The following is a 16,307-nucleotide window of genomic DNA, read 5'->3' as shown; positions in this document are numbered from 1 at the left end:
CACATCTCTGGGGCAGAGCCCCGCCCTGACAGACCCGGTACTGCCGGGAACCGCAAGCGGCTGGTCACGATCGGGATAGCCGGCGCTGTGGTGCTGGCCGCGGTCGGCGTGCACACCGCCTTCGCGACGCCGTCCGCCGATGTGATGGTGTCCGAGGTGTACGGCGGCGGCGGCAACTCCGGTGCCACGTATACAAACGACTTCATCGAGCTGGCCAACTCGGGCAGCGCTCCGCTGGACCTGAGCGGGTACAGCGTGCAGTACCTGCCGGGCGCGCCGACGCCGACGTCCAAGTGGCAGGTGACGCCGCTGACCGGGTCGCTCGGCGCGGGCGCGCGGTATCTGGTGCAGGAGGCCGCGGGCACCGGCGGGACGACGGCGCTGCCGTCGCCGAACGTGGTCGGCGCCATCAACATGTCCGGTACGACGGGAACGGTCGCCCTTGTGCACGGCACCGACCCGCTGACCTGCGTGACGAAGGCGGACTGCGCCGCCGACGGCACCATCCGCGACCTGGTCGGCTACGGCACGGCCGCGGTGTTCGAGGGCAACGGCCCGGCGGCCGGGGCGAGCAACACCGACTCGGTGGCGCGCCCCGCCCTGACGGACACCGACGACAACGCGGCGGACTTCACCGCGGGCGCGCCCACTCCGGGCGCCGCGGGTGACGGCGGCGGCCCGACGACGCCCCCCACCACCCCGCCGACCACGCCGCCCACCACGCCCCCGACCGGCGTCGAGGCGAAGATCCACGACATCCAGGGCGACACCCGGCTCTCCCCGCTCGCGGGCAAGGCGGTCACCGGCGTGACCGGCATCGTCATCGGCGTCCGCTCCTTCGGCTCCTCTCAGGGCTACTGGGTGCAGGACCCGACGCCGGACGCCAACCCCCGTACCAGCGAGGGCATCTACGTCTTCACCGGCTCGGTCACCCCGACCGTCGCGGTCGGCGACAGCGTCTCGCTCGCGGGCACCGTCTCCGACTACTACCCGGGCGGCACCTCCGCCGGCGGCCAGCCGGTGACCGAGCTGACCAAGGCCGCCGCCACGGTGGTCTCGCACGGCAACGCGCTCCCCGCGCCCGTCGTCCTGGACAAGAAGAGCGTCCCCGACGCGTTCGTCCCGGCCGTCGGCGGCGGCACGATCGAGAACCTGCCGCTGCGTCCCGACGAGTACGCGCTCGACCTCTTCGCCTCGCTCGAGGGCATGAACGTGCAGATCGGTGACAGCCGCGTCGTCGGCGCCACCGACCCGTACTCCGAGCTGTGGGTGACGGTCAAGGCGGACCAGAACAAGACCAAGCGCGGCGGCACCCTCTACACGGGCTACGACCAGCCCAACTCCGGCCGCCTGATGGTGCAGTCGCTCATCCCGACCGCCACGCAGGCGTTCCCGGTGGCGAACGTCGGCGACACGCTGCGCGGTACGACGGCGGGCCCGCTGGACTACAACCAGTACGCGGGCACCTTCGCCGTCCAGGCGCGCACGATCGGCACGGTCAAGAGCGGTGGCCTCAAGCCCGAGGTGACCGACAAGGCCAAGTCGGACCAGGCGACCATCGCCACGTACAACGTGGAGAACCTGGCGCCCGGCAACCCGCAGTCGAAGTTCGACGCGCTCGCCAAGGGCCTGGTCACCAACCTCCGTTCGCCCGACATCGTGGCGCTGGAGGAGATCCAGGACAACAACGGCGCCACCGACGACGGCACGGTCGCCGCGGACAAGACGCTGACCAAGCTGACCGACGCCATCAAGGCGGCGGGCGGCCCGAGTTACCAGTGGCGCTCGATCGACCCGGTCAACGACAAGGACGGCGGCGAGCCCGGCGGCAACATCCGCTCGGTGTTCCTGTTCAACCCCGACCGTGTCAGCTTCGTCGACCGTCCCGGCGGCGACTCCACCACCGCGGTGGGCATCACCGGCACCGGCTCCAAGACCGCGCTGACCGTCTCCCCCGGCCGCATCGCGCCCACCGACCCGGCGTGGAACAGCAGCCGCAAGCCGCTGGTGGGCGAATTCACCTTCCGCGGCGAGAAGTTGTTCGTGATCGCGAACCACTTCAACAGCAAGGGCGGCGACCAGGGCATCGACAGCCGCTTCCAGCCGCCGGTCCGCAGCTCGGAGGTGCAGCGCAACCGCCAGGCGATCCTGGAGCACGACTTCGTGCAGCAGCTCGAGAAGGCCGACCGCAACGCCAACGTCGTGGTCCTCGGCGACCTGAACGACTACCAGTTCTCGCCCGCCGCCCAGGCCCTCACCGGCAACGGCACGGTCCTCACCGACCTGGTCAACACCCTGCCCAAGGACGAGCGTTACTCCTACGTGTACGAGGGCAACTCCCAGGTCCTGGACCACATCCTGGTCAGCCCCAGCCTGAAGCACGTCGACTACGACGTGGTGCACATCAACTCGGAGTTCGCCAACCAGACGAGCGACCACGACCCGCAGGTCGTCAAGATCAAGCCGTAGCAGGTCGTCATTCGTACGGCGGCACGTCGTCGCAGGTCGTCGTACGGCTGAGTGACGCGTGAGGCACATGTGAGGGGCGGGCCCGGCGGGGTCCGCCCCTTCGCGCTGCCCGGCTTTCCTGCCCCACGCCTTGACGCGCGCATGGCGGAGTTATAGACCATTACCTGTTCGAGAGAGCGCTCTCACGAGCGTGCCCCACCCTGTACACGGCCCCCCACCCGGTCAGGAGTCCTCATGCACGCCACGCCGGAAGGCAGCGCGATGCCACACGGCAGCCTCTCGCAGTCAGCGCTCCCGCACGCGCCCTGAGCCGCCGGAAACGGTTACGCCGTAACGCGCGGTCCCGCCGCACCCAGCGGTCACGCCGCGCTCAACGGCCCTGCCGTACACGGCGGTCACGCCGTACTCCGCACACGGGCGCACCCCCCACAACGCTTCGTCGGGACAGGAGATCTCGCATGTCCACCGGACACGCACCAGAGCAGGACCACGGGCACGACCCTCAGGACCGGGCCGGTACGGCCGGCGCCGCGTCGCACCGCGGGCGCCGCTCCCGCACCCGGATCGGCCTCGCGGCACTGGCCGTCGGCGTGCTGGCCCTGGCCGGCCTGACGGCGGTGGCGAGCCCGGGCGGCGCGGCCACCCCCGCGGCGGCCCCGGCCGTCGCACCCGCCGCCGTACCGGCCCCTCCGGCCGGTTTCACCACCACCTGGAGCGACGACTTCAACGGCGCCTCGGGCACCGGGGTCGACGGCGGCAACTGGAAGTACGACACCGGCCCCGGCAGCAGCTTCGGCACCGGTGAGATCGAGACAATGACCAACAGCACGTCCAATGTCTTCCAGGACGGCAACGGCCATCTCGTGCTGCGCGCCCTCCACTCGGGCAGCGACCCGCGCGCGGGCTGGACCTCGGGCCGGATCGAGACGCAGTCGTCGTCCTTCGGGGCGCCTCCCGGCGGCGTCGTGATGATGCAGTCGTCGATCCAGCAGCCGAATCTGACGACCGCCAACGGCGCCGGCTACTGGCCCGCGTTCTGGATGCTCGGCTCGACGCTGCGCACCGGCACCACGTGGCCGACCTCCGGCGAGGTCGACATCATGGAGGACATCAACTCCCGCAGTTCGGTGTTCGGCACTCTGCACTGCGGCGTCAACCCCGGCGGTCCGTGCAACGAGTCCACCGGCATCGGCAGCGGTGAACGCGCCTGCTCCGGCTGCCAGACCGGTTACCACACCTACGCCGTGCAGATCGACCGCTCGGTCTCGCCCGAGCAGATCCGCTGGTACCTGGACGGCGCCAACTACTTCACCGTCAACGCCAATCAGGTCGACGCCACGACCTGGGCCAACGCGGTGGACCACCCGTTCTTCATCATCTACGACCTCGCGATGGGCGGCGGCTTCCCCGACGCCTTCGGCGGCGGCCCCAACGCGGCGACCGTCAGCGGCGGCCAGATGAACATCGACTACGTGGCCGTCTACAACAAGGGCCCGGGCAGCACCACTCCGCCGTCCAACGGCACCAACCTGGCGCTGAACAAGCCCGCGACGGCCTCCTCCACGGAGAACGCGGGCACCCCCGCCTCGGCCGCCGTCGACAACAGCACCACCACCCGCTGGTCCAGCGCCTTCAGCGACCCGCAGTGGCTGCGCGTCGACCTCGGCGCCTCGCACGCCGTCAACCAGGTCAAGCTCAATTGGGAGGCCGCCTACGCCAAGGCGTTCCAGATACAGGTCTCCAACGACGGCACCAACTGGACCAGTTGCTACAGCACCACGGCGGGCACCGGCGGCCTCCAGACCCTCAACGTCAACTGCACCGGCCGCTACATCCGCGTGTACGGCACCCAACGCGCCACGGCCTACGGCTACTCCCTCTGGGACTTCCAGGTCTTCGGGAGCTGACACCGCCCGAAGCCCGCACCTCCAGGAGAGCTGAACGCCTCCCCCGCGAACCAGGGCGGGCGGACCCCCTGCCGGGCCCGCCCGCCCTCGCCGCGTACCGCCGCGTGTCCTACGCCGTCGCGAAGCGGAAGGTGCTCGTCACCGCGTCGAAGATGTCGTGGAACGCTTCGGCGAGGTCGAGGACGGGGCTGGCGCCGGAGACGAGGACGATCTCGGCGGGGCGGCCGGGAACGGGGATGTAGGTCTGGGTGAGCGCCATCCGGACCGTGCGGGTGTCGCCCTGCTCGACGGGGACGTCCTCGACGCCCACCGTGCGGGCGCACAGCCCGACTTCGGGGATCTCGACGGTGGTGACCCGCCGCCAGGCGTCGCCTTCGCGGCGGGGCGTGATCGTCCTGAGCGTCTCGGCGATGACACGCGGGTCGGTGCTCAGCGTGGAGCCCTGCGAGCCGGTGGCGCTCACGACGGTGACGGTGACCATCGCGGTCAGCGGGACGCCCTCGAAGTTCTCGGCCATGCAGCCGCAGTAGAGCGCCCCCGCGTCATGGGCGTCACGGGCCATCCGGCGCAGCAGCGCGACCAGGTCCTTGCGGTACGGGGCCAGTTCGGGGACGGCCCGGACGCGCGCGTCGATCAGCGCGCGGACGGTCTCCTCGCGGCCCTCGGGCCGTACGTCGAACTCCCACCACGACTCGGGTACGGACAGGGAAACGCCGACCGGCGGGGCGGCGGGGGCTTCCGGCGTGCTCTCGTTCATGACCGGCTATTCCTTCGTGCCGTGCGGGGCGGGCCCCTGCTGCGGGCCGGGGGCGCTCTCGGTGGAGTCGGCGAGCTGCTTGGCCAGGTCGGTGTCCACCTTGCGGATCTCGCTGACCACGGTGGTCGCCATCTTCTCCAGGCCGGTGAGCTGCTTGTGGATGTCGCCCCTGCCGTCCTTCCAGTTGGCCTGGAAGTGGTCGAGCGCGCCGGCGACGCTGCCGTCGCCCATGTCGTCCTCGAAGGCCCGCAGGGTCGCCTTCGTGTCGTCGAGCCGCTTGGTGATCGACCCGAGCATCGTGGCGAAGTCCTCCAGCAGGTCGAGCGGTATCGCCAGCCGGTCCTCGCTCATGCGTCGCCGTCCTCCCAGTCCAGGCTGCGGGCGCGGTACGTGTAGGTGGCGCAGAATGCGGCCAGTTCGGCGGGGAGCGGCTGGACGCAGTCCACCGAGTAGTCGAGGAAGTATTTCGGCGCGATGGCGTTGAACTCCCAGAAGGTGTATTCGGGTTCGAGCCGGTCGAGCACTTCCTGGTAGAGGTCGCGGACTTCGAGGAAGTCGAGCAGCTCCGGCAGCGTCCATTCGGCGACGGATTCGCCGGGGTCGCTCGGCAGCCGTGTCGTACCGGCTTCCGAGGACTTCCGCAGCGGGCTCCCTGCGGCGAGCGTCCGCACGTCGTCGGCGGAGAGGAAATGCCAGGGGCCGTCCTTCTCGACGAACACCCAACTGTCGACGTTGGCATGGCGGAACAGCTCGCCGGACGCGCCGAAGAACACCTGCTCGGTGAAGGCCATTCCCGGGCGGCGCTGCTGCCGGGTCCGCCCCTCGAACTCGACCTCCACGTCGTGGTCGCCCTGGGTGAGCTGCCGCAGCGCGTCCGCGCGGAACTCCCGCCGGTACGGGGAGGTGCGCAGGCACGAGTGGTGGAAGGAGCCTTCCAGGAACACCTCTTGGGGGTCCCAGGGCGCCAGCAGCATTCGGTAGCTCTTCACGAACGTGGTCCAGCCCGGCACCTGGAGGACATAACGTCCGCAGAACTGGCAGGCGTTGGGTCCGTTCATCGCGCCCGAATCCTCCGTACTCACACTCAATGCCGTCGCTGAAGGTGATTCACGCCGACTATACATGAGGCACTCTCACCACGTACCCGCGGTCATTCATGGGACCGCCCGGCGGATATTGCCCCTGTGGCACGTCGATAATTCCGTTGTGGTCGAAGAACGTGACATTGCCGTCGCGGCTGACCACGGCTTCCACGTGCCTGCTCGCCTTGTTGTCGAGGTCGAACTGCATACTGTTCCGCATTCCCTGGGCCCGTTCGATATCGGTCGGCGGCCCCGGTATGCGGTCCTCGGGGTGGGTGTGGACGGTGAACTTGTAGCCCCGGCCGCGCAGGTCCTTCGGAATGGAACTGCCGATCTCCGTGCCCCGGAAAAGCCGCAGTTCGCCGCCGGGGCCCTGGACGATGGCGTGTTCCACACCCGCGAATTTCTGGAGTTCCGCGAGGTGGGTGACATTCACCTCGGCGGGGCGGATCTGGATGTGGCCGTCCTCCAGCGCCTTCACCAACTGCTTGGCCTTCGGTGACAGATCGCGGAAGGGAATGGTGCCGCCGGGCAGCCGGTCGCCGCCCTTGAAGGCGACCGTGATCGCCCGGAGACCCTCGCCGCCGTCCCGGATCAGCGATGCCATGTTCTTGAGCGCGCCCTTGGCCGAACCCAGCGCGTGGGCACCGATCTTGAGCAGGCCGCCCGCCTTGTAGAGCTCGGCGAGCTTGCCGAGGGAGGTCAGGCCCTTGGTCATGGGGACGCAGTCCAGGACGGCGAAGAGCACGTCCCACAAAGTGGCCTTGCCCTGGATGTATTTGGTGACGGTGTCGGCAAGGACGAGCAGCGCCGCGGCGACGACGAGCCAGGCGAGCGGGCCGCCGATGATCATCACGACGATGCCGAGGACCGCCACGATCCACTTGCAGACCGTGATGATCTCGTCCCAGTGGTCGGCGACCCAGTGGACCGCCTTCTCCCACCAGTGCCGGTTCCTGATCCCCGCGTCCGACGCCTCGTGCAGCCTGGCCACCGTGCGTCGCGCCGCGTCCTCCCGCATACCCCGCGCCTGCTCCGCCAGCCGCTTCGCCGCGTCGAGCGCCGACTGCGCGGAGGAGACGGCCTGCTGGGCGTCGGCCCGACGGGCCTTGGCGGCGGCCAGGTCACGGGTGGCCTGGCGGACCTGGTCCGAATCGGGCGGCGGGACGGTCGCGCCGTGGTTCTTCGCCGGATCGTACGAGTCGGCGGTCGACGTGGCCGTGTGCACCCAGTCCTGCGCACCGTTCAGACCGCTCTGCGCGGAGACCAGCCGGGCATGCGCCGTGCGCCCGTCGGCCAGGGCGCGGTCCGCCTGGTACTGCGCGTGCTCCAGATCCGGCCAGTACGACTCCAGCGCCTCCGCCGCGATCCGGTACGACGTATGCAGCTTGTCGAGATTCTTCGGCGTCGACCCGAACTCCTCCCGGAACGCGTCCGCCGACAGCCCCGCCCACGCCAGGATCGCGTCCTCCGACTGCATCCCCTTCACCAGCCGCAGCGCGCCGCCCACATCGTCCGCGAACTCGTGCAACTGCCGCGACAACGTCTTCACCCGCGACGCGTCACCCGGAACCGGATCGCGATCCATGTCGAGTATGTGCCAGTCGCTCGGACGACCCATGCGTCAATTCCCCCGTCGGCGCGTGGTGTTCAGCGGGTGGTGTTCACGGGTGGTGAACCGGTGATCAACAGCTGATCATCAGTAGAGACGTTTCACGCCACCTGAAGGGTTCCCGGTCGCGGTATCGGCTTTCTTTTGGTCAACCAGTGGTCAAGTCGCGTGTGAGGAAGACGAACTGGGCGGGTTTGTCCGGGAGTTCGACGCAGGGGCCGAGGGTGAAGCCGGTGCTGAGGAGACGGTCGATCGCGCGGGTGTTGCGGGCGTCGGGTTCCGCGACGATACGGCGGCAGGCGGGGTCGGCGAAGACGTGGGCGAGGAGGGCGGTCAACAGGTGCCGCGTGTAGTCGGGTTCGCGTTCGGCGCCGGGGTCGATGGGGCCGACGAAGACGTGGACGCCGACGTCGCCGGGCAGCCGCTCGTAGAAGTCGCCGATGGGGTCGGCCTCCGGCTGGTAGGTCTGGAAGAGGGCCACGGGGCGGTCGTCGCGGCGGACCAGATAGGCGTGGTGGGTGTCGAGCGAGTCCAGGAAGGCGTAGATCTCGCGCACCTGGTCGCGGGTCGCGTCGCCCATGCCCCAGAACCGGCCCCGCTCCTGGGTGACCCACGCGTGGATGAGGCCGATGTCCCGGTCGGGGTCGACAGGCACGAAGCGGACGGTCCCGAAGCCGGCGGGCGGCCCGTGAAAGGCGGCTGCTCCAGCGGGGCCAGCGGCGGGCGCTTCGGGTGCTTTCGGGGCTTCGGGGGCTTCCGGGGCTTCGGGCACAGAGGTCTCCCTGGTGAGTCGGGTCCAGTCGGTGACCACGGGGACGAGGTCGCCGCGCAGCCAGTACGGAAGCTGGTCGCGGTGGTGCGGGCCGCCGGGCACTCCGCTCGCTCCGAAGGGCACGACCCACCGGCTGTTCTCACGGTCGGCCAGATCCCATACGTAGCGGGCGGCGGGCCCGCGCAGGCTGTGGTGGGTGATGCCGGGGACGCTGGACGTGGACAGCACGCAGTCGTGGTCCCCCGCCAGCCCCGGCCACACCTCGGGCGCGTGCCCGTACGCGTCGGGCGGCAGCGCCTGCCAGGGCGCGAGCCGGTGCAGTTCCCCCCAGGTCCGCTCCCCCGCGCCCGCCTCCCCCGCACCGGCCCCCGCCGTCTCCTCCAGCGCGGCCCGTACGATCGCGGCCCGGTCCCGTGCGGGTATGAGCCCGCCGCCCAGCAGCGTCTCCAGCGCGAACGCCACCCGGGGCACCAGTGCCAGCCACGGCGTGAACGTCGCGGGATACGACGGCAGATGGACGAGTTCGGCCAGCGGGGCGAGCGCGGGGTGCGCGGCGAGAGCGCGGACGACCGCCGCCCGCAGTACGGCGTATGACGCGGCGTCAGTGCTCTCGGCCGCCATCCGCCGGTCCCAGCGCAGGAGTCGCGCGCCGAGAGCGGAGGCCGCGGGGCTCAGCCGCGGCGTGTCAGGGCCCTGGAGGTCGGCGACGTGGTCCAACAGGGCGCGGGCGGAGCCGAGATGGACGTCGGTGTGGATCGCCCCCATGCCGTCCGCCGTCCAGTCGTCGGCGGATGCCAGAAGGCGGCGGATGCGGCGCGCGCGGTGCGGCGCGGCGAATTCGGTGCCGAGCGGGGCGGCCAGTTCGCGCGCGTTGGCCATCACCGCGAGGCCGTCGCGGACGTCGGCGCGCGGCAGGGGCCCGTAGGCGCCGGTCCACGCGTGCTCCTTCCGCCACGCGGGCACGGCGTACAGGGAGTTGTCCGGATGCCGTACGGGCACCCGGCCCGCCGTCCGGTGCAGGAGGCCGCCCTCGGTGTCGGCGGCCTGCACGACGTTGACCGGCTCGACCCAGCCGTCCAGCGCCCGGTCGACGTCGCCGACGGTGGTGGCGCGCAGCAGCGACGGCAGTGCGCAGAAGCCGAGTTCGGCTCCGGCGCGGGCGGGACAGCGCAGGCTGACGGCGTTCCAGACGGTGTCCGCGCCGCCGTCCGACGCGCCGCCGTCCGACGCGGCGGGGCTCTCGGGCGCATCGGGGTTCCCCGGCGCGTCGGGGCCGCCGATGATCACCGGGCCGCGTGCGGTCTCGACGATCTCGACGCGGACGGGGTCGGCGTCCGCGACGGCGACGGTCTCGGTACGGGAAGCGGCGGGCTCCCAGCCGTCGGGGCCGAGGGCCCGGACGGAGCCGTCGGGGGCGCGGCGCAGGTGTTCGCGGTAGAGGTCCTGGTAGTCGGCCATGGCGTTGGTGATGGCCCAGGCGACCCGGCCGGTGTGGCCGAAGTGGGCGAGGCCAGGGACGCCGGGGACGGCGAGGCCGACGACGTCGAACTCCGGGCAGGCCAGGCGGATCTGCTGGTAGACGCCCGGTGCCTCGATGAAGCGGTGCGGGTCGCCCGCGAGGAGCGCCGCGCCCGTGGCGGTGCGGTCCCCGGTGATCAGCCAGCCGTTGCTGCCCGCGGTGCCGGGCCCGTCGGTGGCGAAGGCCGCGACGGCGTCCGGGCCGAGCCGCCGGGCCGCCTCGTACCGCCAGAGTTTGGCGGGGAAGCCCGCGAAGAGGATGTGGGTGGAGAGCCAGACGGCCAGCGGCGTCCAGGGCTGCCAGCGGCCGGGTGCGAGGCCGGTGGCGGCGAACTCCGGTGCCTGCGCCGCGCCTTGGGGCAGCCCGGCGTTGACGCCGTCCACGTAGGCGGCGACCCACCGCGCGGTGTCCTGGTCGAGCCGGGCGTGGCAGCGGCGGGCGGTGTCGGCCAGCAGCGCGCGGCGGGCGAAGCGGTCCCACTCGACGGCGTCGGCGCCGAGGAACGCGGCGGTGCCGCCCTCCGCGCGGTGCCGTTCGGTCTCCAGCTGCCAGGCCCGGTCGACGGCGGCGTTCCGGCCTTGAGCGAAGGCGAGTTCGCGGGCGCTGTCCGCGCGGAGGTGGGGGATGCCCCAGGCGTCCCTGAAGACCTCGCTGCTCACCCTGACTCCCTCTAATCATTAAGGTTAGGGTGCCCTAACTTAACAGGAATCGGGGACCTCACAAGGGCCGGACACCTCACAGGGGCCGGGGACCCCACGAGGGCCGGGGACCCCACAAAGGCCGGGGACCTCACAGGGATCGCGGGCCACACGGCGGCGGGCGGTACGGCTGCGGGCGGTACGGGACCCGCCCGTACCGCCCGCCGTCACGCCGCGTCCCCGGGTCCGGGGGTCAGACGCCCTCGGACACCTTGAGCACGATCTTGCCGGTCAGGTGCCCGGCCTCGCTCGCGCGCTGCGCGTCGGCCGCCGCCTCCAGCGGGAACACCTCGTGGACGGCGATGGTCAGCTTGTCCGCGGCGAACAGCGCCAGCGCCTCCGCGAAGGCGGGCTCGCCGTAGTACCCCTCGGCCCCCGAGGTGAAGCGGACGCCGAGCTTGCCCGCGCCCGGCGCGTCGGCGATGGACAGCACCCGCTCGGTGCCGCCGGTCAGCTCGACCGACGCCTGGAGCGCGTCGCCCCGCCCGGCCGCGTCGAGCGCCGCGTCGATCCCCTCGGGCGCGGCGGCCCGCACCCGTTCCACCAGCCCGTCCCCGTAGGCGACCGGGACCGCGCCGAGCGCCCGCAGGTGCTCGTGGTTGGCCTCGCTCGCCGTGCCGACGACCTTGACGCCGCGCGCGACCGCGAACTGTACGGCGACGGTGCCGACGCCGCCCGCCGCGCCATGGATCAGCAGCGTCTCGCCGGGCCGCACCTTGAGCATGTCCAGCGCGCGATACGCGGTCTCCGCCGCGACCGGCAGCGCCGCCGCCTGCTCCCAGCTCAGCGTGCCGGGCTTGAGGGCGACCTTCGCGACCTCGGCGAGCGCCCGCTCGGCGTAGGCGCCGGTGGCGGTCTGGCCGAAGACGTCGTCGCCGACCGCCAGGCCCTCGACGCCCTCGCCCAGCGCCTCGACGACACCCGCCGCCTCAAGGCCCGGCACATGCGGGAAGTCCACGGGGAAGACCTGCTCCATGTAACCGGCGCGGATCTTGCTGTCGAGCGGGTTCACGCCCGCCGTGCGCACCGTGATCCGCACCTGGCCGGGGCCCGGCTCCGGCACGTCGGTGTCCACGGCCCGCAGCACGTCCGCGGAGCCGTATTCGGTGAAGGCGATGGACTTCGTCATGGGTTCACAATCCTTCGGAGGGCTCGGAAATATTCGAGAACATTCGGAAACCTGAAGCAATTGCCTTGGCGGGCGCCCGAGGAGACGCGGCGCCCCGGTGCGACGGCGGCATTCCCCGGGCGTTCCGCCGGCACCTCCTAGGCGTTCCCCGGGCGTCCCCGGGCATTCCCCGGGTGTCCCGGGGAACTCCCCGGGTGTCCCCGGCACTCCCCGGGGTCCTTCAGGGCACTTTCCAGCATCGCCGCGGGCCGCCGTCGATCCGGCCCGCCGTTCGGACGGTTCCGCCCGGCCGAAAGGACAGTCCGCGCCCATCATCGCCGCCGTACGCTCGGGAGGCATGCCGAGCCATGACGGAATCCGCCCGCAGGACGCCCTCGCGCGGGCCCTGGTCGTCACCCGCGCACCGCTGCCCGACACCATGCGGCGGCTGTCGGAGGTGCTGACCGACCTGGTGCCGCACCGGGCGGTCGCCCGGCGGAGCGCCGTCTGCACGTTCACTCCGACGGCGGCCTTCGGGGACGAGGAGCTGACCGGCCGGATCACCGGCGCCGAACTGACGCGCCTGGCCGGGCGGGTGACGGCGGGCGCGCCCTGGCAGGGCGAGGCGGTGCTGGCCGGGACGCCGCACCCGGTGCTCGCCGTCGCCTCCACGCGTGAGTTCGCCGAGCCCGCCGAGACCGCCGACACGGGCGCGGGCGCGGGCCCGCTGCTGGTCGTCGTACGCTCCTCGGCCGAGCCGCTGGACGCCGACGTCACGGCCGTGGCGCAGGGCCTGTGGGACCTGGTCACCGTCAACCAGGAGCGCCGGATGGCGGAGGCAGGACCGACGCAGGCGGCCAGTTCGCGGGCCGCCGCCGCGGCCAGGGCGCGGGCCATCGCGGAGCTGACCGACGCGCACTCCTCCGTACTGTCGGCGATCCTCGGTACGCTGCGCGCCGCGTCGCTGGACGACACCGCCGCGCGGCGCGGCGCCGTCGACCTGGCCGTCGCGGCCCTGATCGACCTGCGCGCGGGCGCCGACCTGGACCGGGAGCTGAGCGAGGAGCCCGCGGACGCCGCCTTCGGCCGCCTCACCGCCGAGCTGCGCCCGCTGCTGCGCTACAGCCCCGTCGAGCTGGACCTGCGCCCTCCCGCCTCCCGCCGTACGCTGGCCGCCGACGTGGCCCACGGCGCGCGGGCGGCGGTACGCGGGGCCGTCCTGGCCATGCTGGAGCAGGGCGACCTGGGGCGGCTCCATGTGAGCTGGCAGCTCGACGAGGACACGCTCCGCGTGCTGGTACGCGACGACGGGCCCGGCCTGCTCGCCCCGGAGGCGCTCGCCGTCCACCGCTTCACCGACCGGCTCACGGCGCTCGGCGGGCGGCTCGTCCTCGATGCCCTGCCCGGCTGGGGCTCCACCCTCACCGTCACCCTGCCGCTGTCCCCCGACCTCCCGGCCGCCCCCGCTGCGGCCGGGCCGCTGGACGCCCTCCATCCGAGGGAACGGCAGGTCCTCGAAGAGCTCGCCCTCGGGCGCCGCAACCGCGAGATCGCCCTCGCCCTCCACATCAGCGAGTCCACCGTGAAATTCCACGTCGCCAACATCCTCGCCAAGCTCGGCGTCGCCTCCCGCGGCGAGGCCGCCGCCCTCGCCCGTACGGCGGCGGCCACCGCGTAGCCCGCGGACAGCCGTCACCGGTCGGGCGTCAGGCCGCGACGGCGACCGCCGCGCGGCCGAGCCGGACACCGCCGCGGGCCGGCCGGAAGACGACGAGCCGCAGGAGCAGGAAGCGGCCGAGGCCGGCGAGGGCGGAGGCCGCGATGTAGACGCCCTGCCGGGTGAGGGCGTCGCCGGACGGATACGCGGAGGCGTAGGCGAGCAGCGCCCCGGTGGTGAAGAGGTACGACAGCAGGACGGTGAGCGCGCAGGCGCAGTGGTCGGACCAGGTGGCGCCGCCCCGGCCGAAGGTGAAGCGGCCGTGGAGTTCGGTGGCCAGGACCGTGGAGCCGATGGTGACGACGGCGTTGGACAGGGCGAGGGGGACGCTGTCGCCGATCAGCAGGAGGACGCCGCTGGCGAGGACGGTGACTCCGCCGCCGCACAGCACGAACCGCACGAAGGAGGCGAGGGCCGCGGTGCGCGAGGACGGGGACGCGATGGCCGCCCGGCCGGTGATCGCCGTGCTGGCGGCCATGGTCAACTCCTGTGTCGGTGACGGCCGCTGAGGGCGCCCGTCGTCGTGTCACCGACTCTTCCGCACAGCCGCGCGCGGGCCCATCAGGTGTGTCCCCCATTGCGTGTGGGGGCTACCCCCACCCCTCCTCAGGGGCGTGCCCCCCACATCCCCGAGGGTCCCGATCATTAGAAGAAGATGAACGTACTTATCCATGGTTTACAAGGCGGGTGGCGCACATCACCCTTGCTTTGCGCGGCACAATGCCTCTTTTGTCCAGATGTGAGCCATATGCGCGTTTGACCATGCCTGGCACTGCGTGCCAGAGTCTTCTCAACGGCCCGCACCGACCCGCGCTCGGCCGTTCCACAGACGCCGCGAACCACACCCCCCTTGCTTCGCGGCGGTTCGAAGAGGCCCTTGCGCAGTCGTTACCACGACGCGAAGGGCCTCTTCACAATATCCGGGCCGGTCACGGCGGTACGGCCCCGACACCCCCGCACGACGGCCCCGACGCCCGCGCCGGGCGCGAACTACCGCTCCGGGACCCGCAGTTCGAACCACGTCGTCTTGCCGCGCGGCTGGAGGTCGACACCCCAGCGGTCGGAGAGCTTGTCCACCAGGAACAGGCCCCGGCCGCTGGCGTCCAGGCCGCGGACCGGCAGCAGGCAGGGCAGCGCCCGCGAGGGGTCCCGCACCTCGACCCTGACCCAGCCCCGGCGCCAGTGCATCCGCAGCCCGAACGTCCGCGCCCCGGTGTGCCGTACGGCGTTGCCCACGAGTTCGGAGACGAGCAGTTCCACGGTGTCGGCGAACTGCGGGAGGCCCCAGACCCGTACCACGGAGAGCGCCAGGCGCCGGGCGGTGGAGGCGGATTCGGGACGGGAGGTCAGATGGACCTCCTGGACGGACGGGTCGCCGTACAGATCGAGGGCCTTGGCCGCCGTGTCGTCGGTGAGAACGGGAACCGCACCCGCGGCGGTGTCCACCCGCTGCGGCTGCTCAGATGCTCCCCGGCCCGCCATGACTTCATGATGGCTGCAATTGCAGCGCTCCGAGGGGTAACCGGGGGAATTCGTCCGACGGAGTACGCCGCCCCACGCCTGTGACTAGGCATATGCCCTGGGCACAGAACACCCCTCAACGGCCCTGCTGATCAGTGGAGTTGACGTATGCAACCATCACAGCGGATGGTGGCGGCCTCCTATTCCTTAAGGCTGGCATAAGGTTGCCTTAAGGTGAGCCGCGCACCCTGCGTCACCTCTGACGCGCTGTCAGCCGAGCACCCGTTCGACGCTCAGCCGCATGTGCGTCGGATCGCCGTCCCCGGCTGACCACGCGTCAGCATCCGCGGGCTCAGCGGAAGGTGGCCTTCCCCGGTCCGTCCTCGACGAAGCTGCGCATCCCCGTCTCGCGGTCCGCCGTGGCGAACAGCCCCGCGAACAAGGTGCGTTCGATCGTCAGCCCGGTCTCCAGATCCGTTTCGAGACCCGCGTCGACGGCCTCCTTCGCGGCCCGCAGCGCGTACGCGGGACCGCGCGCCAGCCGCTCCGCCCAGGCCCGCGCCCGCGCGTACACCTCGTCGGCCGGGACGACCTCGTCCACCAGCCCCAGCGACAGCGCCTCCCGCGCCGTCACCATCCGGCCGGTGAAGATCAGGTCCTTGGCGCGCGAGGGACCGACCAGCCGGGACAGCCGCTGGGTGCCGCCCGCGCCCGGGATCAGACCGAGCAGGATCTCCGGCTGTCCGAGCTTCGCGTTCTCGCCCGCGATCCGGTAGTCGGCACACAGTGCCAGCTCGCAGCCGCCGCCGAGCGCGTAACCGGTCACGGCCGCCACCACCGGCTTCGGGATCCGCGCCACCGCCGTGAAGGACTCCTGGAGCGCCCGCGAGCGGTCGACCATGTCCTCGTACGACATGGCCTGCATCTCCTTGATGTCCGCGCCCGCCGCGAACACCTTCTCCCCGCCCCACACCACCACGGCCCGTACCTCGGGACGCCGCGCCGCCTCCTCGGCGACCTCCTTGAGCCGGTCCTGCGTGCCGGAGTCCAGGGCGTTCATGGGCGGCCGGTCGAGCCGGACGGTGCCGACGCCTTCGTCGACTTCAAAGGTCACAGTCATACGGGCGAGCGTACGACGGACGGCCCGCCCCAGGTCAGGGGCGGGCCGTCGCGGCTCACGTGCGGTGCCTCACACGGGCGGAACC

Annotated in this window: 12 protein-coding genes; 3 read left to right on the top strand and 9 right to left on the bottom strand. The window is 71.9% G+C overall.

The window, feature by feature from the left end:
- Positions 1–87 precede the first annotated feature (87 nt).
- Both ACFZAM_RS11010 and ACFZAM_RS11005 read left to right on the top strand, forming a co-directional pair.
- Complete coding sequence (locus ACFZAM_RS11010; protein WP_391044692.1) at positions 88–2,469, top strand: endonuclease/exonuclease/phosphatase family protein; 2,382 nt, start codon at positions 88–90, stop codon at positions 2,467–2,469.
- A gap of 458 nt (positions 2,470–2,927) precedes the next feature.
- Positions 2,928–4,376: a discoidin domain-containing protein gene (locus ACFZAM_RS11005; protein WP_391044689.1), complete on the top strand. Its 1,449-nt coding sequence runs from the start codon at positions 2,928–2,930 to the stop codon at positions 4,374–4,376.
- A gap of 109 nt (positions 4,377–4,485) precedes the next feature.
- Here the strand turns inward: ACFZAM_RS11005 and ACFZAM_RS11000 are convergent, their stop codons facing one another.
- The 6 genes from ACFZAM_RS11000 to ACFZAM_RS10975 form a co-directional block, all read right to left on the bottom strand.
- A complete protein-coding gene (locus ACFZAM_RS11000; RefSeq protein ID WP_391044687.1) occupies positions 4,486–5,133 on the bottom strand; it encodes a hypothetical protein in 648 nt (215 codons plus the stop codon).
- A gap of 6 nt (positions 5,134–5,139) precedes the next feature.
- Positions 5,140–5,484, bottom strand: coding sequence for a hypothetical protein (locus ACFZAM_RS10995; protein WP_355349314.1), 345 nt, complete (start codon positions 5,482–5,484; stop codon positions 5,140–5,142).
- Positions 5,481–6,191 carry a hypothetical protein gene (locus ACFZAM_RS10990; RefSeq protein ID WP_391044685.1) on the bottom strand — a complete coding sequence of 237 codons (711 nt, stop codon included), beginning with the start codon at positions 6,189–6,191 and terminating at the stop codon, positions 5,481–5,483. Before ACFZAM_RS10990 ends, ACFZAM_RS10995 begins: the two co-directional genes overlap by 4 nt.
- 58 nt (positions 6,192–6,249) lie before the next feature.
- A complete protein-coding gene (locus ACFZAM_RS10985) occupies positions 6,250–7,836 on the bottom strand; it encodes a putative T7SS-secreted protein (RefSeq protein ID WP_391044683.1) in 1,587 nt (528 codons plus the stop codon).
- A gap of 139 nt (positions 7,837–7,975) precedes the next feature.
- Positions 7,976–10,777, bottom strand: coding sequence for a GNAT family N-acetyltransferase (locus ACFZAM_RS10980; protein WP_391044681.1), 2,802 nt, complete (start codon positions 10,775–10,777; stop codon positions 7,976–7,978).
- Positions 10,778–11,009: 232 nt separating this feature from the next.
- Positions 11,010–11,945 (bottom strand): zinc-binding dehydrogenase, encoded by a 936-nt coding sequence (locus ACFZAM_RS10975; protein ID WP_391044678.1) that lies wholly within the window; start codon positions 11,943–11,945, stop codon positions 11,010–11,012.
- A gap of 337 nt (positions 11,946–12,282) precedes the next feature.
- Between ACFZAM_RS10975 and ACFZAM_RS10970 the strand changes: the two genes are divergently transcribed.
- Complete coding sequence (locus ACFZAM_RS10970) at positions 12,283–13,602, top strand: LuxR C-terminal-related transcriptional regulator (RefSeq protein ID WP_391044676.1); 1,320 nt, start codon at positions 12,283–12,285, stop codon at positions 13,600–13,602.
- A 28-nt stretch (positions 13,603–13,630) separates the two neighbouring features.
- Here the strand turns inward: ACFZAM_RS10970 and ACFZAM_RS10965 are convergent, their stop codons facing one another.
- The 3 genes from ACFZAM_RS10965 to ACFZAM_RS10955 form a co-directional block, all read right to left on the bottom strand.
- Positions 13,631–14,119 (bottom strand): hypothetical protein, encoded by a 489-nt coding sequence (locus tag ACFZAM_RS10965; RefSeq protein WP_391044674.1) that lies wholly within the window; start codon positions 14,117–14,119, stop codon positions 13,631–13,633.
- Positions 14,120–14,631: 512 nt separating this feature from the next.
- Complete coding sequence (locus ACFZAM_RS10960; RefSeq protein WP_355349293.1) at positions 14,632–15,123, bottom strand: ATP-binding protein; 492 nt, start codon at positions 15,121–15,123, stop codon at positions 14,632–14,634.
- Positions 15,124–15,454: 331 nt separating this feature from the next.
- On the bottom strand, positions 15,455–16,222 hold the full coding sequence (locus ACFZAM_RS10955) for an enoyl-CoA hydratase-related protein (RefSeq protein ID WP_391044672.1): 768 nt from the start codon (positions 16,220–16,222) through the stop codon (positions 15,455–15,457).
- Between the last annotated feature and the right edge of the window lie 85 nt (positions 16,223–16,307).

Source organism: Streptomyces sp. NPDC008079 (genome assembly GCF_042957385.1).
Lineage (GTDB): Bacteria > Actinomycetota > Actinomycetes > Streptomycetales > Streptomycetaceae > Actinacidiphila.
The sequence above is the reverse complement of the archived record's forward strand: the minus strand, read 5'-3'. Positions and strand labels throughout refer to the sequence as shown.